General features: G+C 56.4%; 23 protein-coding genes and 1 pseudogene. 13 read left to right on the forward strand and 11 right to left on the reverse strand.

Features of this window, described 5'->3' with window-relative positions:
• Positions 1-230: 230 nt before the first annotated feature.
• Positions 231-2186 carry a DUF3604 domain-containing protein gene (locus ACR0BK_RS17090; protein ID WP_480555606.1) on the reverse strand — a complete coding sequence of 652 codons (1956 nt, stop codon included), beginning with the start codon at positions 2184-2186 and terminating at the stop codon, positions 231-233.
• 340 nt (positions 2187-2526) lie between these two features.
• On the opposite strand from ACR0BK_RS17090, the gene ACR0BK_RS17095 reads away from it, so the two are divergent.
• Positions 2527-3351: a peptidyl-prolyl cis-trans isomerase gene (locus tag ACR0BK_RS17095; protein WP_480555608.1), complete on the forward strand. Its 825-nt coding sequence runs from the start codon at positions 2527-2529 to the stop codon at positions 3349-3351.
• A complete protein-coding gene (locus ACR0BK_RS17100; protein WP_480518992.1) occupies positions 3348-4346 on the forward strand; it encodes a HupE/UreJ family protein in 999 nt (332 codons plus the stop codon). The genes ACR0BK_RS17095 and ACR0BK_RS17100 overlap by 4 nt, the downstream gene beginning before the upstream one ends.
• Before the next feature lie 520 nt (positions 4347-4866).
• Here ACR0BK_RS17100 and ACR0BK_RS17105 read toward each other — a convergent pair.
• Positions 4867-5979, reverse strand: a complete 1113-nt coding sequence (locus ACR0BK_RS17105; RefSeq protein WP_480518990.1) for a linear amide C-N hydrolase — start codon at positions 5977-5979, stop codon at positions 4867-4869.
• 220 nt (positions 5980-6199) lie between these two features.
• Here ACR0BK_RS17105 and ACR0BK_RS17110 point away from each other — a divergent pair, with 220 nt between their 5' ends.
• Positions 6200-7744 carry a hypothetical protein gene (locus ACR0BK_RS17110; protein WP_480555610.1) on the forward strand — a complete coding sequence of 515 codons (1545 nt, stop codon included), beginning with the start codon at positions 6200-6202 and terminating at the stop codon, positions 7742-7744.
• Between the two features lie 154 nt (positions 7745-7898).
• The gene (locus ACR0BK_RS17115; protein WP_480555612.1) at positions 7899-8654 is read left to right on the forward strand and encodes an IS5 family transposase; all 756 of its coding nucleotides are present in this window, start codon (positions 7899-7901) and stop codon (positions 8652-8654) included.
• 207 nt (positions 8655-8861) lie between these two features.
• Here the strand turns inward: ACR0BK_RS17115 and ACR0BK_RS17120 are convergent, their stop codons facing one another.
• The 3 genes and pseudogenes from ACR0BK_RS17120 to ACR0BK_RS17130 all read right to left on the reverse strand — a co-directional run bounded on the left by ACR0BK_RS17120 (position 8862) and on the right by ACR0BK_RS17130 (position 12332).
• Positions 8862-11513: an AsmA family protein gene (locus ACR0BK_RS17120; RefSeq protein ID WP_480555614.1), complete on the reverse strand. Its 2652-nt coding sequence runs from the start codon at positions 11511-11513 to the stop codon at positions 8862-8864.
• A gap of 309 nt (positions 11514-11822) precedes the next feature.
• Positions 11823-12023, reverse strand: coding sequence for a hypothetical protein (locus tag ACR0BK_RS17125; protein WP_480555637.1), 201 nt, complete (start codon positions 12021-12023; stop codon positions 11823-11825).
• A pseudogene (locus ACR0BK_RS17130) lies at positions 11971-12332 on the reverse strand (transposase). The gene ACR0BK_RS17125 and the pseudogene ACR0BK_RS17130 overlap by 53 nt, the downstream one beginning before the upstream one ends.
• 334 nt (positions 12333-12666) lie before the next feature.
• Here ACR0BK_RS17130 and ACR0BK_RS17135 point away from each other — a divergent pair.
• The 4 genes from ACR0BK_RS17135 (at position 12667) to ACR0BK_RS17150 (ending at position 16315) form a co-directional block, all read left to right on the forward strand.
• Positions 12667-12993, forward strand: coding sequence for a potassium channel family protein (locus ACR0BK_RS17135; protein WP_480518982.1), 327 nt, complete (start codon positions 12667-12669; stop codon positions 12991-12993).
• A 181-nt stretch (positions 12994-13174) separates the two neighbouring features.
• The gene (locus ACR0BK_RS17140) at positions 13175-14254 is read left to right on the forward strand and encodes an AI-2E family transporter (RefSeq protein WP_480518980.1); all 1080 of its coding nucleotides are present in this window, start codon (positions 13175-13177) and stop codon (positions 14252-14254) included.
• Positions 14251-15315, forward strand: a complete 1065-nt coding sequence (locus ACR0BK_RS17145) for an HlyD family secretion protein (RefSeq protein ID WP_480555616.1) — start codon at positions 14251-14253, stop codon at positions 15313-15315. Before ACR0BK_RS17140 ends, ACR0BK_RS17145 begins: the two co-directional genes overlap by 4 nt.
• A complete protein-coding gene (locus tag ACR0BK_RS17150) occupies positions 15305-16315 on the forward strand; it encodes a DUF2955 domain-containing protein (RefSeq protein ID WP_480555618.1) in 1011 nt (336 codons plus the stop codon). The genes ACR0BK_RS17145 and ACR0BK_RS17150 overlap by 11 nt, the downstream gene beginning before the upstream one ends.
• Before the next feature lie 594 nt (positions 16316-16909).
• On the opposite strand, the gene ACR0BK_RS17155 is transcribed toward ACR0BK_RS17150, so the two are convergent.
• Positions 16910-17173, reverse strand: coding sequence for a DUF2312 domain-containing protein (locus ACR0BK_RS17155; protein ID WP_209505782.1), 264 nt, complete (start codon positions 17171-17173; stop codon positions 16910-16912).
• A gap of 246 nt (positions 17174-17419) precedes the next feature.
• Between ACR0BK_RS17155 and ACR0BK_RS17160 the strand changes: the two genes are divergently transcribed.
• Positions 17420-17638, forward strand: a complete 219-nt coding sequence (locus tag ACR0BK_RS17160) for a hypothetical protein (RefSeq protein WP_209505778.1) — start codon at positions 17420-17422, stop codon at positions 17636-17638.
• A 9-nt stretch (positions 17639-17647) separates the two neighbouring features.
• Here the strand turns inward: ACR0BK_RS17160 and ACR0BK_RS17165 are convergent, their stop codons facing one another.
• Positions 17648-17863: a hypothetical protein gene (locus tag ACR0BK_RS17165; protein WP_480473611.1), complete on the reverse strand. Its 216-nt coding sequence runs from the start codon at positions 17861-17863 to the stop codon at positions 17648-17650.
• A gap of 244 nt (positions 17864-18107) precedes the next feature.
• Between ACR0BK_RS17165 and ACR0BK_RS17170 the strand changes: the two genes are divergently transcribed.
• Genes ACR0BK_RS17170 through ACR0BK_RS17185 form a run of 4 tightly spaced genes read left to right on the forward strand, consistent with a single transcriptional unit; the run spans position 18108 to position 20309 of the window.
• Positions 18108-18971 carry an MBL fold metallo-hydrolase gene (locus ACR0BK_RS17170; protein WP_480473612.1) on the forward strand — a complete coding sequence of 288 codons (864 nt, stop codon included), beginning with the start codon at positions 18108-18110 and terminating at the stop codon, positions 18969-18971.
• Positions 18972-19005: 34 nt separating this feature from the next.
• On the forward strand, positions 19006-19434 hold the full coding sequence (locus ACR0BK_RS17175) for a YeeE/YedE family protein (protein WP_480495067.1): 429 nt from the start codon (positions 19006-19008) through the stop codon (positions 19432-19434).
• Positions 19434-19868 (forward strand): DUF6691 family protein, encoded by a 435-nt coding sequence (locus tag ACR0BK_RS17180; RefSeq protein ID WP_480555620.1) that lies wholly within the window; start codon positions 19434-19436, stop codon positions 19866-19868. Before ACR0BK_RS17175 ends, ACR0BK_RS17180 begins: the two co-directional genes overlap by 1 nt.
• Positions 19869-19877: 9 nt before the next feature.
• Positions 19878-20309 carry a protein tyrosine phosphatase family protein gene (locus tag ACR0BK_RS17185; protein ID WP_480555621.1) on the forward strand — a complete coding sequence of 144 codons (432 nt, stop codon included), beginning with the start codon at positions 19878-19880 and terminating at the stop codon, positions 20307-20309.
• A 12-nt stretch (positions 20310-20321) separates the two neighbouring features.
• Here ACR0BK_RS17185 and ACR0BK_RS17190 read toward each other — a convergent pair whose 3' ends face one another.
• The 4 genes from ACR0BK_RS17190 to ACR0BK_RS17205 form a co-directional block, all read right to left on the reverse strand.
• On the reverse strand, positions 20322-21410 hold the full coding sequence (locus tag ACR0BK_RS17190) for a FliM/FliN family flagellar motor switch protein (protein WP_480555623.1): 1089 nt from the start codon (positions 21408-21410) through the stop codon (positions 20322-20324).
• Between the two features lie 78 nt (positions 21411-21488).
• Entirely contained in the window at positions 21489-24167 is a 2679-nt protein-coding gene (locus ACR0BK_RS17195; RefSeq protein ID WP_480555625.1) for an ATP-binding protein, read from the reverse strand.
• Positions 24167-24472, reverse strand: coding sequence for a hypothetical protein (locus ACR0BK_RS17200; protein WP_480555627.1), 306 nt, complete (start codon positions 24470-24472; stop codon positions 24167-24169). Before ACR0BK_RS17200 ends, ACR0BK_RS17195 begins: the two co-directional genes overlap by 1 nt.
• Positions 24472-24852 (reverse strand): response regulator transcription factor, encoded by a 381-nt coding sequence (locus ACR0BK_RS17205; RefSeq protein WP_480555628.1) that lies wholly within the window; start codon positions 24850-24852, stop codon positions 24472-24474. Before ACR0BK_RS17205 ends, ACR0BK_RS17200 begins: the two co-directional genes overlap by 1 nt.
• Between the last annotated feature and the right edge of the window lie 41 nt (positions 24853-24893).

Here is a 24893-nt window from a genome sequence, read left to right on the forward strand (position 1 = left end):
ACGTAGTTATCAATATATTACGCTTTTGAGTATATTTTCGGCTTACTCCTTGGCCCACCTTATGGAAATACCATTCTCAATTTGGTTGTTTGCTATCCGAAAAATCGGCGCGAGTACCAACTGTGGTATACGATATTGGTTTTCTCGAAGCCTTGCGACACTTCCGGTAGCACAGCAGCGCCATCAAAGGGGCTGTCGAGGGTTACTGTCATCCCAAATTCCGCCATCCGTCAGCCTGCCGGCGTGTACCAGATCGGCGAGGTATAGGCGCGCTCCTGCTGCGACATTGGTGCGCCTTCAGGAATCTCGATCCCGTAGCGATAGGCATCGTAGACATACCAAGGCGGTGTGGGGATCTCCAATACCCGGGCGTAGTAGAAGGCCGGGCGTGCCGGATCGAAATCCGGGTCGGTCCAGACAGTCGCGAGTTCGGATGCGCCAATCGAGTTAGCCCAGCTTGCCGTCGCCACATTCACCGTATCGCCTACCGCGGGCAGCATGCCATCCGAGCCGGGGACGCGCCCGTCGGACCAGGCGACGTCATAGATGGCTTCGCTGGTCGTGCCGTCCTCATTGAGCCAGCCCTTCACGACCTGGATGCGGTCGAGGTTGGCGCCAATCGGATCCCTTAGCGCGGCCACCATGAATGTTGGCGCCTCGGCACCATCGGGTGCAGCGGACAGGTCAGCGCCCATTGGCACGCCTTTCGAATACCCTACGGTTGACGGAATACGAGATGCGATATCGGCCTCGTCAAAGTCCCAGCCACCGAAGAAACGAACCGATATTCTAGGGCCGGTCGTGGCGTAGACTTCCTTGCGCGCCATGGCGTCGAAGATGCTTTCGCGGGTATTCTCCTCGGCCCAGACCGCCGTGAGACCGGCAGCGACCATCTGCCAAGCGAACAGCTCACCGTTTTCATTCTTCATGAAAGGATGCTGCATCCGCTCTGCGGACGGCTCGTACCCGGTGTGCTTGCCAAAGAAATTCTCCTCTTCGGCGGTCACAAGACCGGTATGACTGTCTGTCGCGCCGCTGAACCCAAACTTGTAAGGATTTGTCCCGAACTCAGCTTCCAGCGCCAGCCCGCTCTTCAGCGCTTCGCGGGCATATTCTCGCGCCAGCATATCCTCGGTCTTGGCTTCGGATAGATCGAGGTTGCCGACATCCCAATTGTAATAGTCGGCAAACTCGTCATTCGGGCTGAGAAACGGGTGTGCCTCGCCGTCGCCCTTGATTTGCGTGATTTCATAAAGCGGTTCCCATTTGGCCCGGGCTTCAACGTACTCTTGAGTGACAGGCGAGCCGTCGAACCGGATGTCGATCGGAAACATCACCCCGTTGGACAGGTTGCCGTTATGTGCAAGTGCCAGCACCGCGCCGTTGGTCTTCTCCTCGTAGGCCTCGAGATAGGCATAGAGATCCATGGGATCGGGACTGCCCCAGGGCGGCGTCATCACCATGGGAACAACTTGCCCAACGCGGTCCGGCCCATCGCGGAAAATCACGTTGCGGTGCATGTTGTTGCCCGCGACGAGCGAAGTCCATTCGAACCCGAGCATTGGGGTAAAGATGCCGGGCTCGTAGAAGCGCTCGGCGGTCTTGAGGTTGTCCGACCAAATCGTTGCGAACCTTCGCGAGCCGGGCATGTAATTGTTGAACATTTCCTCTTCGATGGCGCCCTGAGAAACGCTTCCGATCAGGTCAAGCGCTGTATCCACTGCTGTCTGTCCGCCCGCGCGGAACCCGTCGGACCAACGTTTGCCCTGTTCATAGCGCGTAACCGACGGATTGCCTGCAAGAGCGTCGAAGATCATGCCCATACCGTCCGAGTGATCTGCAATAACCAGCCAGTCTAATGGGCGCGACAGGCGAACAGGCTGGCCAGAGGACGCGATGATCTCTTCTCCGCGCGCAAAACGATAAGCATCCTCATGGTCAAGGCGCGCACCGAAACCTCCGGCGTCCATAGATTGTCCCGTATGAAGATGTGTCTCTCCCCACAGCGGCCGCTCAGGGAAGGTTCGTCCGGCATAAGGTGAATAGGCCGGCGCTGGATAGGTATCGGCGAGCTGTTCCGAAGCTGGGGTCCATTCCTGCGCATGGGCTGGCATTGCCGTAGTGAGGACAGTCGTTGCGAGCAAGGCAATCGCGTTTTTTACGGCGGCGTGTCTCTGCTGTTCCATGTCTTCTCCTCCCAACGCTTCTGTTTTAGCATAAAACCATATTTTAGCGGTTTGGTCGAACAGTAGCCATGACCGAGATCAAACGGACGTCGTGCTTGGTATAGAGATTTGGCGCGGGCAATCTGGCCTGATTAAGGGCGCCTGTTTGGTGTCAAAGCTTCCGTGCCATGATACCCTTGCTCATCGTAGAATGCATGGAATCAGGCGGCAAGCGTCGCGAGGTTGGCGATTGTATATGCCTCAAGATTACTTGGGTTTTGTGTAATAGCTTGCAATCACATCGCCGACCGTAGAGCTTACCCCCTTGTGGCGACTGATACCCGAAGGCCTGATGATACGCATGCGCACGCTTCTTCTTTCCCCGCTTGTCCATTTCTTCGCGCTTGGTGCCCTGATCTTTGCCGCATACGCGGCGATCGAGGATGAGCCAGTTGCGCTCAGCCCCGATATGATCAGCTTGACCGAGAGCGAGGCAAACCGACTGGTGCAGAACTTCATTGCCACCTGGAACCGCCCCCCCACGATCCGGGAGTTGGAGAACTTAATGCAATCGTGGGCGCTGGAAGAGGCCTATGTCCGCGAGGCGCTGATCCTCGGACTTGATCAAGGCGACGTGGTCATACGCCAGCGATTGAACCAGAAGATGAAGTTCCTCGCAGAATCCGGCGCCGCGATGGTGGAACCAGATGAGGCCATGCTTCAGACGTATCTGGACCAAAACCCGGAACGGTTCACGCAAACCGCTCGAATGGCTCTGGAACAGATCGTTGTGCCCGGAGATCGGGATACCTTAGAACTTCTGGCGCTGCTGGAGAACGGTGCCGACCCGGCGACGCTGGGACCGGCTACTCTACTGCCACAGTCCTTTCCGATAACGCCTTCGCCGGTGATCGACCGCACATTTGGAGAGGGGTTCCACGAGGCGCTGGCGGACCTGCCGGTCGGAAAATGGCAGGGTCCGGTCGAGAGCGGCTATGGCCTGCATCTCGTGCGGGTAATCGAGAGAATGGACGCCGTGCTGCCACCGCTGTCCGAAATCCGCGACCGCGTAAAGGCCGAATGGCTCGCCGCTGAGACAAAGAAGATGCGCGAAAGCTTCGGTCAAGCGCTGCTGGATCGCTACACCATTATCTTGCCCAACGCCGAAGAGGTGTTGAACAGATGAAACGGCTGCTGTTACTTCTGCTCGCCATTTCCGCCATCTGTCTGCCGGGATACGCGCCGGCCCACGCGCTTGATCCAGGGTATCTCGATCTCGCGTCCATGGGGCAAGAGCGCTGGCGCGTGACCTGGCGCGCACCTGACGTGAACGGTCGAATGATGCCCATAGAGGCTCGCCTGCCAGGGAACTGTTCACATGAGCCGCCTCCGTCACCGTCCTTTGATGGACGTGCCTGGACAACCGCATGGGTAACCACCTGTCCAGGAGGCCTTGAGGGCGGTGTGATCGAGATCGTCGGGCTGGAGCAGACCAGAACGGAAACCTTAGTGCGGTACGAATTGGAACCCGGACAGACGCAGGTGCGTCGCCTGACATGGACCGAAACCGCATTCACTGTACCTGAGGATCCTGGGGTTCTCGACATCCTTTCGAGCTATGTCGCGCTCGGAGTGACACACATCCTCGAAGGCCTTGATCACCTGCTTTTTGTCTTCGCGCTTGTGCTGCTGATACGCGATCGCAGTCGGTTGTTCTGGGCGATCACGGCGTTCACCGTTGCGCACAGCATCACGTTGGCTTCGGCCACTCTCGGCTGGCTGAACCTCCCTCCTCCACCTGTCGAGGCCGTGATTGCGCTTTCAATCGTGTTCCTCGCCCATGAGCTATCGCTTTCACCGGAGAACCGTGACCCGTTGGCCGTGCGATTCCCCTGGATCGTCGCTTTCGCATTCGGCTTGATACATGGTCTGGGGTTCGCCGGGGCACTGAGAGAGATCGGCTTGCCTGAAGGGGACATTCCACTGGCCCTGTTTGCTTTCAACGTCGGGGTAGAGCTTGGTCAGATCCTGTTTATCGTTGTGGTACTGACCATTGGGTTCGCGGCCCGGCTTCTCTATCCGGCAGTAAAAGAGCGAGCGGTCCAGCTTGAACACGTGACAAGTTACTGCATTGGTAGTCTAGCCGCCTTTTGGGTGATTGAACGGATTGCGGGATTTTGAGCGAAGTTTGAAGAAGCTACCGAAAAGCCACTGGTGCAAACCTTCGCCCGCGAACACCTATCCAAGCTTTATCGGCGGCTACGCCAAGTTGTCTGACGTGGATTGGAATAAGCGTGAGGTCATAGCAATTCATCTGGTTCATCTACGAAACTACACAAATGCATTACTGCGGTAGTAGGATTGGTTTGATTGAAACTGGGCTTTCAGATCAAAAGAACCACTTATGCCGTCATCGTTATTGATTTCGGTGTATATAAAAAGTTGGGTGAAAGGCCCTCTGGCTAGATCAATTCAGTGTAAGTGGTGACAGTGCCAGGGTTGGTACTAATGGTCGTGTCTTAGGCTCAGGACCTACAAATCTTGCTCGTATAAAGTGATCGGCTGGCTGCGAGGAGCTGCAACTATTCAATTCGGGCAGAGGTCTGCCTTGGTTCAGGGGATTTAGGCTCGCAATGTTCCGCCGCCCCGGATTTCCGGAGCGGCGGTTGTCATGTGATACTTGGAGGGGTCGGTCTAAGTTTCAGGAGTTCGCGTTGCAGGTCCCCCATTTTACGTCGCCATTGCCATCATTGGCCTGCTGGATGAGGTCGGCGCAGACAGGACCGTCGAAGGCCTTCGTGTCCTCAATGTTGAAAGTGATCGTCTGAGCCGTATCCATGGCGCGGGTGCGAATATCCCCATTGTCCAAGTTGTACTGGAAGCTTACCCAGGTGGGGTAGTCATCGCCTGCGCCGTTGTCCTGCGGGTCCTGGATGTTCAAGGGCACGGTCACCGAGTAATCGAAGGCCTGCTGGATGCGGCCCAGCGTTTCGGCGTAGTTCAGATCGCTGTAATCCTGGTTCATTGACGTCCAGAGCATCCGGACATTGCGGTTGGCCGACCCGATGTCGGCAGGGATGCCTTGCCCCGACGGATTGTTTGCAAGATCAAATTGGGCGGCGTACTCGCGCTGGTCCTGCTGGAGCGGGCTGTTGACCATGACCCGCAGATCGCTGTCGGTATCGCCGGTGTAGACGACCTCCAAGCCACCTTCGTTGAGCTGGAAGAGTGCGATATGGCCGCTTTTGTCGACCGCCGAGAAGTGCACGCCGTGGTAGCTGTCGCTGCCGCGCATCTTTGCTCCCCAGGCGATCTGGAAATCTCCGGCCTCGTGTCCGGCGACGACCTCGGCCACGGTGGCGTAGTTCTCGGCGATGAATGTCGTCAGGTCTGCCATGTTGACCGCTGGCGCACCGCTATCCTTGTGCTCGGTAACGAACGGTTTGGAGTCGTTCATGTAAAGGCCCATGGCGCTCAGGCCCTGGTCGTTGATTGCCTCGGCGGTGACACCGTGGAATGTCTCGTGCTCTTCCATGGCAACCGTGTGATACTTGACGGTCCATTCCTTTACGTTGGCGTATTCGGCAACATCAGAGGAAACGCGGGCTTCGCCCTCCGGGTGGACACGGGCATAGGCGCCCAGACGGCTGCCGCCCCAGTCCAGCGAACGGGTCACGATTGTGCCATGGTCCGTGTCGGCAACGAAGCGCGAACAAGCATTGGCTGTGACGGCAGTGGTGGTCACAGTGGCAGCCAGGATGGCGGTGATGGCGGTGGAGGTCCAGGAGCGGTTCTTGGTGTTGGAGGCTTTCATCTTTCTGTTTCCCTTCGGCTTTTGCGGATCTGTCCGCGTTTTTGATGATTGGGACTTAGCCAACAGTGTGATGAAGCGGGACGTCGACAACTGTTAACAACAGTTGGGCGATCAGAGCCGAACGCCAACCGATCCACCCGATGGGGAGCAATTTTGCAAACAGGTTGCAAGCGCGGGCTTGCGGCTTAGAGTTTAGGGGTTGAAGCTACAGAGGCTGACCATGAGAGACCAACCGAGCAACGAAGAGATAGCCCAACAACTTGAGCAAATCCTGGCATCGCCTGACTTTACGGCTGGCCCAAGGATACAGAAATTCCTCGCCCACATTGTTACCGAAGAACTTGAGGGTCGGGGCGAATACCTGAAGGGCACTGCTCTTGCGATGGATATCTTCGGACGCGGCGCCGATTTCGACTCAAACAATGACTCCATTGTCCGGATCGAAGCGATCAAGCTGCGCAAGGCAATTGAACACTACTACCTGACGGCTGGTGTCGCCGACGAGATCATAATCACTGTTCCGAAGGGCAGGTATCGCCCGCAGTTCGTGCGGCGCGCGGTAGAGGAAAGCAAAAACCAAAAAAGAATCCCTCGTGGACTACCAACACTCGCAATCTTGCAGTTTGAAGGTGCGGACTCCGAAAAAGCCCTGATTTTCCGAGAAGGGTTGCCTGAGGAGATCGCGCTCGAGCTCGCCCGCTTTGGCCAGATCAAAGTGTTGTCAGGTTGGCACACCGACCACTCAACGCGGGAGATAGGGCAACAAGAACTTATAGAGAGCTCAGACTACATCTTGAGAGGCAATGTCCGGGAGGCTGGTGGGAGCCTGCGTGTGTCAGTTCAACTCGACCGAAACCCTGGAAAAGCTTTAGTCTGGTCCGACAGGTTTCGCGTTTCCGGCGATTCAGAAGATCCCTTCGATGTGCAGGAACAAATTGCGCGGCAATGCGCGACCCGTATGGCGGACGCCTACGGCGCAGTCGCCGAAGATCTCAATGCGCAATACTCCGGGAGGCGTGCGGAAGATGCAGGTGTCTTTGAGGCCCTTCTGGCGTTTCACGCACACATGCGGACTTCACGCCGATCCAGTCTCGAAGAGTTCAGTGACCTCATCGACACCGCGCTACGCGACAATCCTTCGAGCGGGTTGGCCCACGCGCTCAAGGCCATTGCACTAATCGAGGAAGCAGCTTTGGGCGCCCGGTCTGCGGAAGATGTTGTCTCCGATGGAAGGAGCCATGCAGAAACGGCCATCGCGTTGGCACCTAACTGTCAGGAAGCTCTCTACGCCGCTGCGAGTTTCGCGCGATTCCACGGTGAGAACACCCGGTACGCAAACCTGATAGAGCGCGCTATCGAGGCGAACCCGAATGCCACGTTGTTGACTGCGATGGTGGGAGGTTGGCTCGCCGCAATCGGGGACACGCGAGAAGCGACAGCCATGATCGAAGGCGCAAGAGAACACAACCCGCTACTGCCAATCTGGATCAACATCCCTTGTGCGCTCGATCCCTTCATGCGGGGCGAATACGAGGTGGCCTCGGATATGATCAGCGAGGTGGATGGCCGTGACAATCTGTACGACTGGATGCTGATTGCCGCCATGCATGCAATGGCCGGGCGAATAGATATGGGGAAAAAGGCTCTGGCGGCATTCTTCGAGGCCGGGGTCGACCCAGAATATTTCCTGCGTTCGATCCCGCTTGCGGAGCCTGTCGCAGGACGCATCGAGCAGGGGATTAGCGCTCTACTCTCCGTTAAATGAGCTCCAACCGAACGCGGGCTTTGGAAATTGGCGCTGTGTTTTGCTAACGGTTGCCCCTTCCGTCAGACGGCGGAAAAGTCGGCATTCTTGACGTTCGATATGGCGGTTCCAACCGGCGTAAGCCCGTGATTCAAGGGCGACGGGAGGAATGCACATGTCGCATCTGTTTTGGCATAAGTCAGACCACGTGAACCGCATCAAACACCTTTTCCCGAAACCTCGCGGGGGTGGACGATCCGACGACCGAATGGTGCTTAGCGGTATCATCCATGTCATTCGAAACGGCCTTCGGTGGCGAGACGCTCCGGCGGATTATGGGTCGCACAAGACGCTCTACAATCGTTTTGTGAGATGGTCCCGCATGGGTATCTTTGCCCGTATCTTTAGGGAACTGGCTCAGCCAGGACAGGATGGTGAAACCATCATGATCGACAGCACTCACCTGAAGGCACACCGAACAGCGTCAAGCCTCTCAAAAGGGGGGGCTCGAACGCGTGCCATCGGTCGCACAAAGGGCGGTTTGAACAGCAAACTGCACACGGTCTGCGACAGACGTGGAAGGCCACTGACGTTCTTCCTCTCATCTGGCCAGATGAGCGATGCAAAGGGTGCTATGGTGTTGCTGGGCAACCTTCCACGAGCCAAATCACTCTTGGCAGACAAAGGGTATGATGCAGACTGGTTGTGTGAGGCGCTTGCCGAACGCGGCACCGAGGCCTGCATACTGGCGCGACGTGGTCGAAGAAATCCGGCTGAACATGACGCCAAGCTATATCGTCAGCGCCATCGCATCGAGAATCTGTTTGCCAGATTGAAAGACTGGCGCCGTATCGCGACGCGCTATGACAGGTGCGGTGACTTGTTCCTGTCCGCCATATGCCTTGCCGCGACCGTCATCTTTTGGTTGTGAGTCCTGACCGTAGGGACATGGCAACCTGGAACGCATAACTTTGCCCCGAGACATCAATTGAGCTGTTTGGGTCAAAGTTCAGCCAGACGCAGAATGCGGAATCGTTGCTTTCGGCATTGGTTAAAGTGATAAAGAACGTGCGGTTTTTCGGAAGAATTGTCTGCTTCTTAAACCTTAGATTTGTTCTTTCTCTGTCGGCCCCCAACGCTACTGCAATTGCAAGATATCCGGAACGCATAGCTTTCTTTTTGTCGGCATTTTGTCCGCACCATCCGATCGTTTCAGTCTTTTTGGTCCGTCTTTGACCTTAACCTTCGGCTTAGCCAGCGGGCCCTTTAAAGTCACTGGCCACGGACTTCTCGAAAGAGGCTCTCCGATTTTGCGGGGTTGTAGATTTAGGTCCAAGGCCTTGCCCGCCAAATCAACAGCACCAAAGACGACAACCTGGACGTGATCTGTTTCCAACGTGGTTTGTTTCGTCGAGAGGTTCCCATTGGAAATACTAATCGGCGCTCGCAAACATACAATTGGAGCTACCTTCTGTTTTTCCTTGGTAAACACCCAAGGTAGCAGCCCTAACCCTGCCAGATCTAAAAGCTGAGTTTCGATCGAGCCATCACGCAGTGACACTGTGGCGTTGCCGCTCATAGTGTTAGTAAAATGCTTAGGTGAATCGGTTCCCCCTGTCACCGAAAAGTCTGTATAGATCTTACCGCTCGCGCCTTTCTTGAAGTTCAGATTGTGAAGAATATCCTCCAACTGCCAGCCACCTGCTTTGCCGGTCAACGTGAGCAGGTGCGCGTCGTTTGATAGATCCATTTGCCCGCTGACGTCAAAATTTGCGCCCCCGTATTCAAACTTCAAAGGCCCAGCCTTCAGCTCGTTTTTGTTGAGCGTCAGTTCGCTCTGCAAACTGCTGATGCCCTTGGCACCCTCTATGTGCCGAAGGTCGATGTCGACATCCATATCCATACCGGACAAGAGAATTGAACGCCCGATAGGTTTAAGCGTTACATCTCTTAGCGCACCTTGGTCGCGCTCGTCTTCTTGCTTAGTTTCTTTCTCTTCCGGCTCTGGACCGCCTATTTTCCTCAACTGTGCAGCAGCCTGAACGATGGTTCGGATCTGATCTACCTTTATCAGGTCACTCTCTATGGAACCCTGCAGTACAGGGTCACTTGTCGCATCATCAAGATCGGCCACAATTTGCAAGACCGAGTCGGCAACCTCGACGTTGGCACTCGCGTTCCAATCGGTGCCTTCACTAACGATGTCTATTTCAAGGCGAGCCTGCCCAGTTTCCACGCGTTCAAGCGATAGAGCCTCCAATAGGTCCGCTCCGGATGGGACTGCGACATCAATGGCCAAATCCAGGTCCTCGAATTTAAGTACGTTTTTAACAGTGCCATGCACCTCGAGGTTCCAGACTTCCGTTTCGCTTGTCTTTGCATCCAAATTCGTCAGCGAAAGCTGATTGATGTCACCGTTCAAATGGAAGCCGCCGGAAAACCTGCCGAGTTGGTCGTCCGGTCCTAGGAGTTCTGGTGAGATCAAACTGCTTGCATGAATATCCATTAGGCCTTCGGCTGATATTCCTTGCACCTGAAGCGCGTCATCGACCGAACCTTTCAAAATGATAAACGGATTGGCGGGTTCCCCAATTCTCAGGTTGATGCTCCCGACCCTTAAGGCGCCTTCGGGTGTTCTAGAGAGCTCGGAGAACTCTATCGGGGGCGGGCCTTCGCCAGACGTGTCCAACGTGAAGCCGTTGGTCTCAATAACCATTTGTCGCTGCGGAACCTGCCCGGGCACGCTGTCAATAACCATGTCGACCGCGATAAGTTTAAGATCATATCGCGATGCGGCAGGGGCTGGTTCAGCATCTTCAGGGTACAACCTAATGCGGGTTGTCAGCGATACGTCTTCCGGGTTTCCCAATTCTCCGACCTGCCCCGTCAGCGAAAGGCTTTGTCCGCCTTCTAATTCAGCCGATACAGATAGGTCGTCAATTCGTGCTACGCCGTCAACTGATTTGAACGTTGCACCAATATTCCCAGTACCTTCCAAAACGCGGTTTAGCTTCAGGATATCGAGAAACTGGCCAAGTTCGGCAACATCTAAGGTCGTTTTCACTTGTAACCCGTTCTCTTGAGGGACTTCCTGAGCGGCAATCGAGATCTGTTCGAAGTTCACTGCAACCTGAAACGGGTCTTCCGCGGGAAATGTCCCGTTCAGATCAAAACTCTCTCCGTTTAGCGAACCAGTCCCAACTGCGGTCGCAACGTCGGTTTCCGTATCACGCTTCAAAAGCAACTCAGGCAGCTGCAGATTCAACTCAAGCCCGTTTAGATCGTTCCGGTAAAGAACGGCAACATTAGTCAGGTCAATTTTGTGGTCCGATAGAATTCCAGCTACTGGCAGTTTCGGAGATTTTGCAGGTTTCCCGGCATTAACGTCCGCTTGGGAAATGGACTGCCAGTTTCCGACGCCTGCTTTGTCTGTGATCAGGTTCAGGTGAACCCCCAAGAGAGAAAGGTCACTCAGCGAAAGTTTACTGTTCCAGAGGTCGCGCGCGGAAACTTCAAACTCAATTTCATCGATTGCTGCCAAGTTCACATCAGCATTCGGAGGTCCAGGCAATACCAGCCCCGCCGCTGATACCTGCAATTGCCGACCAAGACCCAGACGCACTTCATCTTCAATTCTAACCTCTTGACCAAGTTTCTTAGAGATCAGATTTTCAACGAAAGTTTTCCTGACAGAGGAAAACAACGCAGAAGACAGGAAAAGCCAAGCTGCCAACACAGCGACAAACGCGACAGCGCAACAAATCAACATACCTTTCGCAACGTATCGCAAGGCTTTCTCCCAGTATTCCGTTTCATCCCGTGGGCAACCTAGACCATTTGATCAATAAGTTAATGAAATATATGGTCGGCTACTATTCTGAACTGTAAATGACCTTGACCGTATAGCTGGCACTCTCGCCGATTTGGTCGAACGTCTAAGAAACGGGTAAATGACCAACGCTCTGTTTGTGCGGCACACCGGCCTGTTGCACAAATCAGGGGGTGAGCACACTTCCCCTTTCCCCGGACGGATTTATGCTACGGGCTCAGTGTTGGTTATGCCAAGAGCTGTGCAGCGGTTGAGCACCGCAATCCGGACCTAGAACTCGGCAACCTGCCGATTGAAGTCTCGGGCCATGATGCCTTGGCCAAGGAGTTTGACGCAGTTCATCTTTGTCTCTGCGCGGCTTTGGGCATCGCCGATGTTGCTTGTCGTGACATCAACCGCGCGGATCTCCAGTGTTTCTTCATCTATTCCGAGATGAAGCTTTCGCCACAGGCGCTTTTTTACTCCCGCCATGTTTGCGGGCGTTCCACTCACCTTCGCCCTCAGCTTTGATCCCGGTCGCGTCGATCAACAGGTGCAACGGCCCAGTTCCACCGCGGTATGGGATAGAGACGTTCAACGTCTTCTGGTGACGACAGAGGGTATGAAGTCCGGAACTTTCCGGTCAAGCCCTGCTGGGCGCAACAGGCTTTCGACGAACCCTGTCGTCTGGCGAAGAGGCATGCCGAACAGCACCTTCAACATCAGACAAACCTGGATCGCTGCATCGCTGAACTCTGGCTGACGACCGCACTTGCCCGTCGCAGGCGCATACCATGCCATCTCAGGATCAAACCAGATCGATAGTGAACCGCGCTGCTTCAACGCCGTGTTGTACGACGTCAGTTCTTGGTCTTGTACTTCGTAGGGGACCAACTGCTCATACTCTCCAGCTATCAACTTGGATTCATGGAGTGAATCCCTAAGCGCAATTGTGCAACAAAACCCGGCACACCCAGTTTGAAGTGGATTTCAAAAGCCAGAAACGGACACGTTGCATGAGCTTTGACTATGGCTGCTGGACACATCTTCCAAACTACAGGCAATCAGATTCCTTCTATTCCCCACATTCATGTAATTACTGCTATATGTGAATTCTTCAATCAACGAGGACAAGATGAACTCACTAACCAGAATAACACGAGGGATAGGCGTCGCTTTCAAGGACGGTAGAGTTAAGGGCATCCTTGCCTTCACAATTGGAATGATTTTTTGGGCCTCGGTCTTTTACCACTTTGTCGAAGGTTGGAGTTGGCTCGACTCAATCTACTTTTCTGTAGTGACAATTTCGACCGTGGGGTTTGGTGACTTCTCCCCTGAAACTGCGGCAGGAAAAATCTTCACAATGGTATACATCATCGTGGGCCTCGGTGTCTTCGTGACAGCAGCTACCACGGTGGCAGATACGATCTTGTCTCAAGACGACGAAAAAACGGATAAATAGATTATACCCAATTCAGCCAAACTGAGTTCATGCGCAGGTATTAGTTTGACTAGGCACCTCAGGCCGCGCCCCAGATTAACTTGTGTCTTCAAGCTGATAGGCGGACGCATAAAACTAAAACATATATACATATTTTACTTTTTGAGTGTAATGTTCAGAAAACAGCTAGTGGAGGGATGGAATGGAAAAGACCCAGGACGCGAAGATTGTCGATCTGGCGATACGATTGCTCTTTCTCGGACTATTCCTTTACAGCGCTCTGGTCATGGTGGCCCCGCTTGCAAGCGTAGTTATCTGGGCAACGATCCTCTGTGTGGCGCTTTACCCGGTATTTAATTGGATGCAGTCCAAGTTAGGAGGCCGAAAGAAGCTTACAGCGACGATCTTGGTTTTGATGGGTCTTGTTCTGACCCTCGGGCCAGTCGCAACTGCGGTGTCTGGTGCCGCAGAACTTGGGTCTGAATTCGCGGAACAAGCAGACAGGGGTGAATTGAAAATCCCCCCAGCGCCCGAAGGTATCAAGGAACTACCGCTAGTCGGAGGAAAAATTGCCGATGTCTGGGGAATGTTCGAACGGAATCTGGACGGTGCGCTTGCAAAATACGGCGCCCAGATTCTTGAGATCACTAAATCCTTATTTGGAAAGGTGCTGGGGATCGGAATTGGACTTCTCGGCCTTGCATTGTCGGTATTGATAATGGGGGCTTTGTTTAGCCCAGGGCCGAATCTGGTTCAGGGCCTTCAGCACTTTGCAAACCGTGTATTTGCGCCGCGTGGCGGTGAATTCGTAACATTGGCGGGGGCAACGATCCGTAATGTAACAAAGGGTGTAATCGGCGTTGCAGCGATTCAAGCGGTGGTCGTTTGGGTATTGTTGGTGCTGTTCGGGATTGGCTCGGCCGCCACGCTGGCGTTCATCTGCCTGATCCTCTCGATCATCCAGATTGGACCCGGCTTGGTTCTTTTGCCTGTTATCATCTACGCATGGAGTTCCATGTCCGGAGGTGCAGCTTTGATCTTCACCATACTGGCGATTCCCGTAACAATTATGGACAGCTTCCTGCGGCCCGTATTTATCTCAAAAGGCCTTGATACGCCCATGCTTGTGATCCTCATCGGGGTGCTAGGAGGCATGATGGCCTATGGCTTAATCGGCATTTTCATGGGCCCCGTTTTGTTTGCTGTCTTCTATGAGTTGTTCAAAGTCTGGATCGACGCCTCACCGGGCACCGAAAACGCCGCTGAAGGAGTGGCGAAATGAGGAAAACGATCTGGTCTACATTGGCTGTCATTCTCATCTTTCTCGTCTGGTATCTGGTCGCTGACCGCAAGACACCTTTCACCGGGAACGCCAGAGTAAAGGCCGTGGCGACCCAGATCGTTCCGCAGGTCACTGGGACGGTGACCGAGGTTCTTGTTGAAAACGGTCAGGTCGTTTCGGCAGGAGACGTTCTAGTTCGGATTGATGCCAGACCTTACGAAATTGATCGCGACAAAGCCGAAGCCGATCTCGAGGCAGCCACTCAGGAAGTGGGAGCGTCGTCAGCGGAAGTAAGCGGCGCGCAAGCCAAACTGGCAAGGGCGCAGAGTGATCTCGACACCATGCGTCTGCAGACGGAGCGTGTGTTTGCGCTTGAAAAGAAAGGGTTGATTGCCGTCTCAAAGGCCGATGATGCCCGAGGGCAACTGGCACAGTCCGAGGCGAACTTTGAGAACGCAAAAGCAGATCTTGAAAAGGCGAAGCAGCGGCTTGGTGTTGACGGGATTGATAACCCGAAAATCCAGCGCGCGTTGGCGGCCTTGGCGGATGCAGAACTAAACCTTGAATGGACTGAACTGCGTGCTCCGGCGACAGGTATAATCTCAAATCTGCTGATAGCCCCCGGAACGTATGCGAGATCCGGCCAAGATCTTCTGACATTTCTGGATGCAACCGACATTTGGATCGAGGCGTACTTTACCGAGAACAACTTGGGAAGAGCTTCGGTGGGGTCTCCGGTTGATGTAGTGTTGGATATGCATCCCGGTCAAATTGTTACGGGCGTCATTGAGAGCTTCAGTGCCGCTGTGTCTTTGAGTGGCGGTGATGAACCCGGAAAATTGGCTAGCCCACCAAACACAAAGGGATTTTTGCGTGAGCCGGAAAGGTTCCCGGTCAGGATTATCTTGCCCGGCTATGAAGCTGGTAGTGCTGAAGATGATCTTCGTTTCCAACTGAACGGGCAGGCCGATGTGATTATGTATCTTAGTGACAACTCGTTGCTGAACCTCGTGGGCCGTACCTACATCCGCGTGGTATCAATTCTGTCCTATGCGTACTGAGGACCGCCGCTCTGTCACCCGGCTTGCGCTAGGTGTTACCGGTGTATTTACATTGGGCCTGTTTCTCGGGTGGCCACTCGCCGTCGTCGGGGCGGTTTTCACTGCCCTTTTTCTTCAAGCGCCTGCCGCTTTGCCTTTGGCAGCATTTGCTAAGTTGTTTGTCTTTTCAATTGGATTGATGTTCATTTCCTTCCTGGTCTCGTCAATCTTCTCGCCATATCCTCTTGTGTTCCTCATCCTCGTGGCCATTGGAATAATCCTGTCGTTCATTTGGTCAGTTTCTGGTGCCGGAGTATTGCCGGGTGTCATCGCCCTCATGGGGGCCTTGATGATTCCAAACCTGGTTCTGCAATCTCAGAATCTGGCTTTGGTGCTCGTGTATTGGATACCGTTGAACCTGCTTTTTGCAGGCTTCGTATCGACGCTGATGTTCGTGTTGATACCCGCTGAACCTCAAACGGCGGCTCAAAAGAAGGCAGCAACGTCGCCGGACTTCGACCCCCATCGCCGAATTGTCAGGATGTCGCTTGTAACAGTTCCGTTTGCTATGGCGTTCTTTATTTCCGGAGCGTCCGCATTGCTGGTTCTGTTTTTTGTCGCTCTGCTGAGCCAGCAACTTGCGGCTATGCCTGCCGCAGGCAAAACCGTTGCAAAAGCTATGGTGACGGCAAACCTTCTTGGGGCGGCAGTATCCATCATATGCTATGAAATAAACGTAATAGCTCCGGTTATTCTGACACCCGTTCTGCTATGTTTTTTCTTCTGTCTGACCCTCGGAGCACTTGGAAAATCTCAAGTCCCGCTCGCAGCTGCCGCCGGCTCTGCTATTACAACGGCTCTGATTGTGTATGGTGGGTCTGTTGCACCGTTTTCAGACGAGGCTGACGTCAAGAGCATCACTCGAGTATTACAAGTTGCTAGTGCCGCCTTCTTTGTAATTATCGCATATGTCGTTGTGGATGAATTCTGGCCGGAAAAAGAGCGCCACGCAACTCAATGAAGTTAGTTGCCAAGTGGTATGGTTCTGAATCAAGTAGAGTTCCCAGCTTGACCACTTTTATTTAATTCATCCGAGTCGAAAGACGTCTGCATTGTCCGGAGGCTGTGTGGAAACGCGCAGTATTCTGTCTGTTTCTGAGGATTTGAGTTTTGGCGCGGAGTTTTCCCTAGATTTCTCAGTTTCGGTTGCAAAACGACCTTAGTGGCTGTTTTGGCCCGTCTAGGTTGATGGGACCGGTGCGGCGGCTGGTTTTCCGGCCGTAGAAACGGCCTATGCCTTCATTGCGGCAATCAATGCGGGTGTTCCGATCAGGTTCATCACGCGGGTCGGCGCCTTTGGCCATAGGCGTTTCAGAGGCTATAGTGGTTCGAGTTTAGTTTATGGGCGGTTCGATACAGCCCGGAGGCGTCAAGTGCAGTGCCTGCGGGATCGCGCGACGGCTCTGATCACTTGGCGTCGGACGAAACCGACCACGCAAAATGAAATGATAGCTGCGGTTGAAGGCCCCGGAACAGGGGAGTCTGACCCTGATATTTCTCCGCTACGCAGACCAGGGGATGGACTGCGGCGGAGCGTGTTTCGTGGCGGTCGGGCTTAGGTCATGCCCAGCGCTTCTTTGTACATTTCGATAACGGCCTCTTGCTCGGCGATGTCATCCTTGTCCCTTTTTCTGAGGGAAATGATGCTGCGCAGGGCCTTTACGTCATAACCGCGCGACTTGCTTTCGGCGTAGACCTCTTTGATCTGGTCGGCGATGTCTTTCTTTTCCATCTCAAGGCGCTCGATACGTTCCACAAACTGGCGCAGCTCGCCCGCGGTGACCTTGTAATTTGCTTCTGCTTCTTCAGACATGCTCATCTTTTTTGTTCCCGGTTATGGACCTGCAACCAGAAGTGGACAGCCTGTTGTTGGCAGTGAACGGCGGTGGCCCGATCATCGGGGGCACCTGCCTGACGCGCCTGTTCCAGAGGCTGAAACCCTGGTGTGGAATGCCGGATACAGTGCTGCCGCCCGGGTCGCAAGCACCCATTGGGCCGGCGCACTTGTATGACCCCAACCGATCCGTTAAGCGCGTGATCAGTTCACGAGGATATGCGGGGAACCATGTTTGAATTCATCACCTGGGGCGGTGCGGCCCTGTCTGTGGCCGGGCTTGCCGGTCTGGTCTGGTGCATTCTTCGCGTGATGCGGGCACGCAAGGCCGGTCTGTCGGATGACGAGCTGCGCGCGGTGGTTCAGGGGGTCCTGCCCTGGAACCTGGCCTCGCTGTTTCTGTCCGTGCTTGGATTGATGCTGGTCATCCTCGGGATATCCCTTGGATGACCATCCGGTTCACACCGGCAAGTTATCAAACTGCGCTTCAATCGCGTCTTCGCACAAGGCCGCATCCAGACGACGCAAGCGCGAAGGCACCTCCATCCCCTGCTGCCGCATTCGGTCAACAACCTTACTTACACTCGGCTGAAGCGCCAAACGCGTTTCCAGACCCGCGTTTACAAGCTTACGTTCAAGCTGCTCGGCTTCGGAATAAAGACCAGTCGGTGTCATAACCATCCTCCCAAGTGGCGCCAGTATCCCCAATATACGTAACGGGATTGCGACCCGCAGATAATATCGTAACCTTGTGCGGGAAATTGCCTGCCATGGTCGAAGTTTCGGCAATCTGACGCGGATAGGCTAAAGATTAAGCCAGGATTTCAGCGGTTGCTTTGACCGGCATCAAATGCAGGTTCGATATTGCATCACATTCCAATTCACATATATGATATGCGTGACCGAAACGGAGAAGATCATGACACCGAAAGTGAAAGCGTTTTTTGACGAGCAGACCTTCACGGTTTCCTATGTGGTTCATGAACCTCAGGGGCGGGCCTGCGCCATCATCGACAGCGTGCTGGATTTCGACCATGCCTCGGGGCGGACGTCGACAACCTCGGCGGACAAGATCATCGATTTTGTGCGCGCGCAGGACCTTAAGGTCGAGTGGATTCTGGAAAGCCATGTCCATGCCGATCACCTGTCGGCGGCCCCCTATCTGCAACAGGAGCTGGGCGGCAAGATCGGGATTGGCGATCAGATCGTCACCGTGCAGGACACGTTCGGCAAGGTTTTCAACGAAGGAACCGAGTTTCAGCGCGATGGCAGCCAGTTTGATGCGCTGTTCAAGGAAGGCGACAGTTTTCACATCGGCCAGATGCGGGGCGACGTGCTGCATACGCCGGGTCACACACCGGCTTGCATGACCTATGTGATTGGCGACGCCGCATTTGTCGGTGACACACTGTTCATGCCCGATTTTGGTACCGCACGTTGTGATTTCCCCGGAGGATCGTCGGCTACGCTGTTCCAGTCGATCCAGAAGATACTGTCGCTGCCGGACAACACCCGCATCTATGTCGGGCATGATTACAAGGCTCCGGGCCGCGACGAATACGCGTGGGAGACAACGGTAGGTGAACAAAAGGCGCTAAACGTCCATATCGGACAGGGGCGCAGCATCGAAGAATTCGTGGAAATGCGCGACGCGCGGGACGCCACGCTGGCCATGCCGCGGCTGATCCTGCCGTCTTTGCAGGTTAACATGCGGGCCGGTCAGATGCCCCCGGCGGATGAACAGGGCGATGTTTTCCTGAAATTGCCGGTCAACAAGCTGTGAAGCGGGAACAACAAATCACAAAGGGAATTCCCACATGAATATAGAGTGGATCTGGGGGCTGTGCGGCGGTCTGGTGATCGGTCTGGCCGGGGCGGTTTACCTGCTGGGCAATGGCAGGATCATGGGCGCAAGCGGCATTCTGGGCGGCCTTGTCGATGGCAGCGCCAAGGGGAGCATGGCCGAAAAGCTGGCCTTTATTGCGGGGCTTGTCGGAATGCCCCTTCTTCTGCGCCCGTTGATCCTGCCCGAGGCTCAGACGCATCTTACCAGCAATCTGGGTGTTGTCATTCTGGCCGGGCTGCTGGTCGGTATCGGTACACGGATCGCCAATGGCTGTACCTCGGGGCACGGGGTGTGCGGGATCTCTCGGTTCTCGCTGCGCGGCATCGTGGCCACCGTTTTCTATATCCTTGCCGGGGGCGTGACCCTTGTGCTGCTGCGTCATGTGATGGGAGTGATCTGATGCGTCTTATCATTGCGTTGATCGCCGGATCACTGTTCGGTGCCGGGTTGCTGATTTCGGGCATGACGGACACCACAAAAGTTCAGGGCTGGCTGGATGTGTTTGGCAACTGGGATCCGACGCTGGCCTTTGTGATGGCCGGTGCCATTCTGCCGATGCTTGTGGCATGGCGGATGACTACAGGTCGCCAAAACGCCCTGACCGGCGGAGCCTTTCCACCCCCTGCCAAGCCCGAGGTTGATCGCAGGCTGATCGTGGGTTCGGTTCTGTTCGGGATGGGCTGGGGATTGGCCGGGCTGTGCCCCGGACCGGCAATGGCCTCGCTGAGCTATAGCGGGCTGGGCGGGCTGGTCTTTCTGGTTGCAATGGCGGCTGGGATGTTCGTGGCACCACCGCTGGGCGCGCAGCTGGACAGGGCGGCAAACGCGGCCTAAGGAATTGGCATGGAGATTCGTCAGATTACCCCCCGCTATGCTGTCTCGCCGCAGATCACGGTCGAGGATGTTCCGGCCATCGCCGAGGCTGGCTTTGCCAAGGTGATCTGCAACCGGCCCAATGCCGAAGTTCCCCCGGCCATGCAATCCGATGCGATCGGCGAAGCGGTGCGGGCCGCCGGTATGGAATATGAGGTGCTGGAGCTGACCCACCAGACGATGACACCTGAGAACGTGAAGCGGCAGCGCGACATGGCGGAAAACGGCAGAGGCCCTGTTCTGGCCTATTGTGCCTCGGGCACGCGGTGTTCGGTTGTCTGGGCCCTGGGCCAGTGCGACCACATGAGCACGGACGAAATCCTGAGTGCGACTGGCAAAGCCGGGTATCAGCTGGACAATCTGCGCCCCATGCTGGACCAGATCCGCGGCAATGGCGGCTAGGTGCCCCTTAACCTAGCTGGCGGACTCCGGGGGCGCCAGCCCCGCGAGCTGCGTGATTTCCGCGACCATCCGTTCTGAATCGTTCACGATCAGATCGCTATCTGTCAGATCTGACACCCCGGCCGGGACGGTCTGGGCGTGCGCATCATGCACAGCCGGTTCAACCGGGTGATCTTGCGGTGGTGTTCCACTTTTGCTGGCGATGAAGTCCTGCGCGTCAGAACCAGTCAGGGCTGGCAATGCAGCGGTTTCATTCAGCCGCACGGCCCGGAGACCACCGCATTGCCCAAGGCGACCGATACCGGCGCGTGTCCGGTCGATCGTCAGAACCTCGGTCCGGTCCAGACGCGCCCCGCGCAACGGCAGAATGTCCCCGATCCGCATTCCGGACAGGTCGGACAGGGGCAGCGACATGCGGCACAGCGCGGCGGTCAGTTCCGCCCGCATCACGCCCGAACACTGATCCATGCGCAGATCAGCCTTTTCCCCGGTATCTTCTGCCACATCCGAGACTGCAGGATGTTCTGGCAGAAAAACCGAGATGCGACCCTGCTGCTCTCCGTTCGCCAGATCGACGGTCAGTTCGAAAATGCGGTACACCTCTTCCGTCATCGCCAGCGACAGGGTGCGCAAATCCTTGGCGCGAAAAGAATATTCCAACCCCGCAAGGCAAATCTGATCCGATGAGGCGTCGAACAACGCGGCGGAACCGGTCAACGCGGCTTCGATCAAGGGAGCCACGATGGCGGCGTCCGTATCCGTGAACGTGCGTGCGCCGGGGTCACCGGGCAGAACCTGACCAATGGTCTGGGCCTGAACAATGGCCGAGACCACATTCGGGTTCAGACAGGCCGCGGCGCGGCCTTCAGGGCCGTCAAACACCAGCAGCAGCCAATCCTGCCCCGCCGCGTCCCCCGGCACGTCCTGCGACTGGCTGGATTGTTTTGCCCCGATAACCGCCAGCGGCAGGTTCAGCCGGTCGCCCGCAGCCCGCGCGAACCCAAGGCGCAGCGCCCGCAGGACCGAACGCGGGCGATCCCCCAGATCCTTTTGTCCGACGGACAGTTTGCGCGCCAACGCGGCATTGACATCTTGTGACATGACGCCCGATCACCAATTGTTCCAGCACCTGGCAACCGGTTTACACCCGCGGGCGTTACCAAGTCCTTTATGGCCGCGTCACTGCGCCGCCTGCTGATAGGCCTGTGGCAGGCTGATCCGGAAGGCCGCGCCGCCCTGCCCCGGCAGATAGGTGATCTCTCCCCCCAGCCGCTGCATGATTTCGCGGCAGATGGCCAGACCAAGCCCCGCTCCGCCAGCCTTGTCGCCGCCCACGCGGGCAAATTTTTCAAACACCATCGAGCGCGCACCCGGTGGGATGCCGCTGCCATTGTCGATGAAGTCGACGATGACCCGGCCGCCGACATCATGGGCGGAAATGACCAGCACCGGATCGTCCGCGTCGCAATATTTCTGCGCGTTCGAGATCAGGTTGATGAACACCTGCCCCAACCGATCCAGATCCGTATGCAGAAAGATACGTTCGGCCGCGCGGGTCCGGCGGACGGTGATCTTTCGGTCCGCCCCGGCCAGAGCGCTGGGCACGGCGCGGTCCAGAACCGAGCGCAGGCTGTCATCACTGAGATTGAGACTGACCTGCCCGTTTTCCAGCACGCTCAGATCCAGCAGATCATCGAGCAGCCGGGTCAGGCGCAGGGCTTCGTCATGAATGATCGCGGCATACCGGGTCTGCTCCTGGCGGCTGAGGCCATCGGTGTCGCGCATGATTTCCGAAAACGCCCGGATCGAGGTCATCGGCGTGCGCAATTCATGACTGACCTGGCTCAGGAAGCTGTCCTTCTGTTCAGAAATCTGGGTGAGCTTGGCGTTGGCCTCGCGCAGCTGGCGTGCGGTTCGGCTGAGTTCAGAGGACTTTTCTTCGAGCTGGCCGGAATATTCCAGCAATTGCGCGGATTCGTCGGCCACGGCCAGCAGATCCTCGACCGAGACCGACGATCCGCCCACGATCTGGCCGATCATCGCATGGGCCATGGCCGCGCCGACCGAGCCACTGAGCTCGCGTTCCAGACGGTTGAGAAAGCCCGGCGTCGGCTCTGGCAGGTGCGAACGGCCACCCTGTTTTTGCGCCTCGGCCTGAAAGAACTCCTGTGTGGGGCCGGTGCCCAGAATGCGCTGCGTCATGATCATCAGGTCTTCGCTTTGCGCCACTGACCCGGACCAACCGCGCGGCGCGACCGAGTGATCGAAGACGTTGACGAACTGCGCCCCTTGCAACCGTTCCAACGGGCTGGGAAAGCTGAGCAGGGACGCGACGCAGAAGGCAAGCGTATTCAGGGACAAGGACCACATCACCGTATGCACCATCGGATCGATCCCCTCGATCCCGAACAGGGCATGAGGGCGCAGCCAGCCGAGACCGAACAAGCCGTTTTGCAGCACGGTTTCGGGCATCCACGCCCCGCCCATTCCCGGCAGCAGCAGGGTGTAAATCCACAGCACAAAGCCGACGGTCAGCCCGATCAGCGCCCCGGTCCGGGTCGCCCTGCGCCAGAACAGCCCCCCGACCAACGCTGGCAGAATCTGCGAGATACCGGCAAAGGCGATCAACCCGATCGAGGCCAGCGCCGCACCGCCACCGGACAGCCGGTAGTAGAAAAAGCCCAGCGCAATGATGGCGGCAATGGAAACTCGGCGTGCCATAAGAACAATGTTGCGCACATCGCCCGATACCGAGCCGGTGCCTTCCTGCGTGTTCAGCCAGATGGGCATGACCACATGGTTCGACACCATTGTCGACAGGGCCATCGCACTGACGATGACCATCGAGGTTGCCGAGGAAAACCCGCCGATGAAGGACAGCATTGCCAGCCAGTCATTGCCTTGGGACAGCGGCACGGTCAGCACGAACAGGTCTGGGTTGGCACCCTGGGGCAGCAGGTCGAGACCAACCACGGCGATGGGCACGACAAACAGGCTCATGAACAGCAGGTAGAGCGGGAAGGCCCAGGCAGCGGTTCTGAGATGGCCTTCGTCATCGTTTTCCACCACCATCACCTGAAACATCCGGGGCAGGCAGATAAAGGCGGCGGCGGACAGAAAGATGAACGTCGTCCAACGTCCGGCATCGACGTTCCACTGGCCGATTTCCGAGGCGTCGATCCGGTCCATCATCGGGCCAATGCCGCCCGCGATCCCCCACACCACGAAAACGCCCACGGCGATCAGCGCAAACAGTTTGACAACGGCTTCGACCGCGATGGCCGTGACCACGCCATGGTGACGTTCGTTCACGTCCAGATTGCGGGTGCCAAACAGGATGGCAAACACGGCCAGACCAGCCGCGACCCAAAACACGCTGGACCCTTCGCGGTAGAGGCCTGACGGGTCAGCCTCGGCAAAGATCGAGAAGGACAGGGTAATCGACTGCAGTTGCAGCGCGATATAGGGCGTGCCGCCGAGCACCGCCAGAATGGTCACGCAGACCGCCAGCGTGTTCGACTTGCCATACCGGGACGACAGCAGGTCGGCGATCGAGGTGACCCGCTGGCTGCGCCCGACGCGCACCAGCTTGCGCAGCCCCCACCACCAGCCGACCATCACCAGCGTCGGACCGAGGTAGATGGTGACAAACTCCAGCCCCGACCGCGCTGCGTTGCCCACCGCGCCATAAAATGTCCAGGCGGTGCAATAGATCGACAGGGACAAAGTGTAGATCACGGGCGAACGCAACCATTTGCCACGCCCGGCCGCAGCCATGCGATCCGCGGCGAAGGCCACCGCGAACAGGAACACGACATAGCCAAGGCAAACCAGAATCAGAATATTTATGGTGGCCATCACTCAGCGCCCGTGTCCGATCCTTCGCGCGCGGCCATGCGGCGGGCGGCCAGCCCAAAGACAAACCCGGCCAGGATCAGCGCGCCCCAGCAGAGGAATATGTAATACATCGCCGAAGACAAGGGCACAGCCGCATCCCCGCCAGACCGATCCGGCCACAATAACGGAAGGGCCAGCAGCGCCGCGCCCAGAAAGGGCAAAATCCGGGCGGCATCCGTCAACCTGTGACGACGATAGCTTTCACGTTCCAGAAAAAGCGAAGGGCGTGCGCCCGGTGGTTTGGTCTTGTTCCCCTCGCCGGACATCAAATGCGCGTCGCCTGCGCGTGAAGATCACGCACGGCTGTCAGAACTTCGGCATTGGAAAACGGTTTAGTCATGAAGCGGCTGACGCCTGCGTTTTCGGCCATTTCCCGGTCGCGCGACTGACCCCGCGCGGTCAGCATCAGAACCGGCAAGCATGCCAGTTCCTCCATTTTTCTGAGTTCCCGAAGGATATCCATACCGTTCTTGCCCGGCAGCATGACATCCAGAATGACCAGATCGGGCTGCGCCCCCTGGATCACCTGAACCGCATCCGTTCCATCGCCATGCGTTTCGACCTGCCATCCCTCGCGCGACAGCAGGAACCGGATAGCCTCGGCGATGTTCGGTTCGTCCTCAATCAGCAGAACCTTTCGGCTCATATGTTCAATTCCTCCCATAACCGGCCTTCCATCCCGGGACC

This window comes from Ruegeria sp. AF1, assembly GCF_056542125.1.

Coding starts and splice junctions, on each gene's coding strand:
- ACR0BK_RS17135 (WP_480518982.1), top strand. CDS start 12,667: ATGAACTCACTAACCAGAATAACACGAGGGATAGGCGTCGCTTTCAAG.
- ACR0BK_RS17105 (WP_480518990.1), bottom strand. CDS start 5,979: ATGAAAGCCTCCAACACCAAGAACCGCTCCTGGACCTCCACCGCCATC.
- ACR0BK_RS17185 (WP_480555621.1), top strand. CDS start 19,878: ATGGAGATTCGTCAGATTACCCCCCGCTATGCTGTCTCGCCGCAGATC.
- ACR0BK_RS17205 (WP_480555628.1), bottom strand. CDS start 24,852: ATGAGCCGAAAGGTTCTGCTGATTGAGGACGAACCGAACATCGCCGAG.
- ACR0BK_RS17170 (WP_480473612.1), top strand. CDS start 18,108: ATGACACCGAAAGTGAAAGCGTTTTTTGACGAGCAGACCTTCACGGTT.
- ACR0BK_RS17175 (WP_480495067.1), top strand. CDS start 19,006: ATGAATATAGAGTGGATCTGGGGGCTGTGCGGCGGTCTGGTGATCGGT.
- ACR0BK_RS17165 (WP_480473611.1), bottom strand. CDS start 17,863: ATGACACCGACTGGTCTTTATTCCGAAGCCGAGCAGCTTGAACGTAAG.
- ACR0BK_RS17115 (WP_480555612.1), top strand. CDS start 7,899: ATGTCGCATCTGTTTTGGCATAAGTCAGACCACGTGAACCGCATCAAA.
- ACR0BK_RS17155 (WP_209505782.1), bottom strand. CDS start 17,173: ATGAGCATGTCTGAAGAAGCAGAAGCAAATTACAAGGTCACCGCGGGC.
- ACR0BK_RS17190 (WP_480555623.1), bottom strand. CDS start 21,410: ATGTCACAAGATGTCAATGCCGCGTTGGCGCGCAAACTGTCCGTCGGA.
- ACR0BK_RS17140 (WP_480518980.1), top strand. CDS start 13,175: ATGGAAAAGACCCAGGACGCGAAGATTGTCGATCTGGCGATACGATTG.
- ACR0BK_RS17125 (WP_480555637.1), bottom strand. CDS start 12,023: ATGGCGGGAGTAAAAAAGCGCCTGTGGCGAAAGCTTCATCTCGGAATA.
- ACR0BK_RS17110 (WP_480555610.1), top strand. CDS start 6,200: ATGAGAGACCAACCGAGCAACGAAGAGATAGCCCAACAACTTGAGCAA.
- ACR0BK_RS17090 (WP_480555606.1), bottom strand. CDS start 2,186: ATGGAACAGCAGAGACACGCCGCCGTAAAAAACGCGATTGCCTTGCTC.
- ACR0BK_RS17195 (WP_480555625.1), bottom strand. CDS start 24,167: ATGGCCACCATAAATATTCTGATTCTGGTTTGCCTTGGCTATGTCGTG.
- ACR0BK_RS17145 (WP_480555616.1), top strand. CDS start 14,251: ATGAGGAAAACGATCTGGTCTACATTGGCTGTCATTCTCATCTTTCTC.
- ACR0BK_RS17100 (WP_480518992.1), top strand. CDS start 3,348: ATGAAACGGCTGCTGTTACTTCTGCTCGCCATTTCCGCCATCTGTCTG.
- ACR0BK_RS17160 (WP_209505778.1), top strand. CDS start 17,420: ATGTTTGAATTCATCACCTGGGGCGGTGCGGCCCTGTCTGTGGCCGGG.
- ACR0BK_RS17180 (WP_480555620.1), top strand. CDS start 19,434: ATGCGTCTTATCATTGCGTTGATCGCCGGATCACTGTTCGGTGCCGGG.
- ACR0BK_RS17095 (WP_480555608.1), top strand. CDS start 2,527: ATGCGCACGCTTCTTCTTTCCCCGCTTGTCCATTTCTTCGCGCTTGGT.
- ACR0BK_RS17200 (WP_480555627.1), bottom strand. CDS start 24,472: ATGTCCGGCGAGGGGAACAAGACCAAACCACCGGGCGCACGCCCTTCG.
- ACR0BK_RS17150 (WP_480555618.1), top strand. CDS start 15,305: ATGCGTACTGAGGACCGCCGCTCTGTCACCCGGCTTGCGCTAGGTGTT.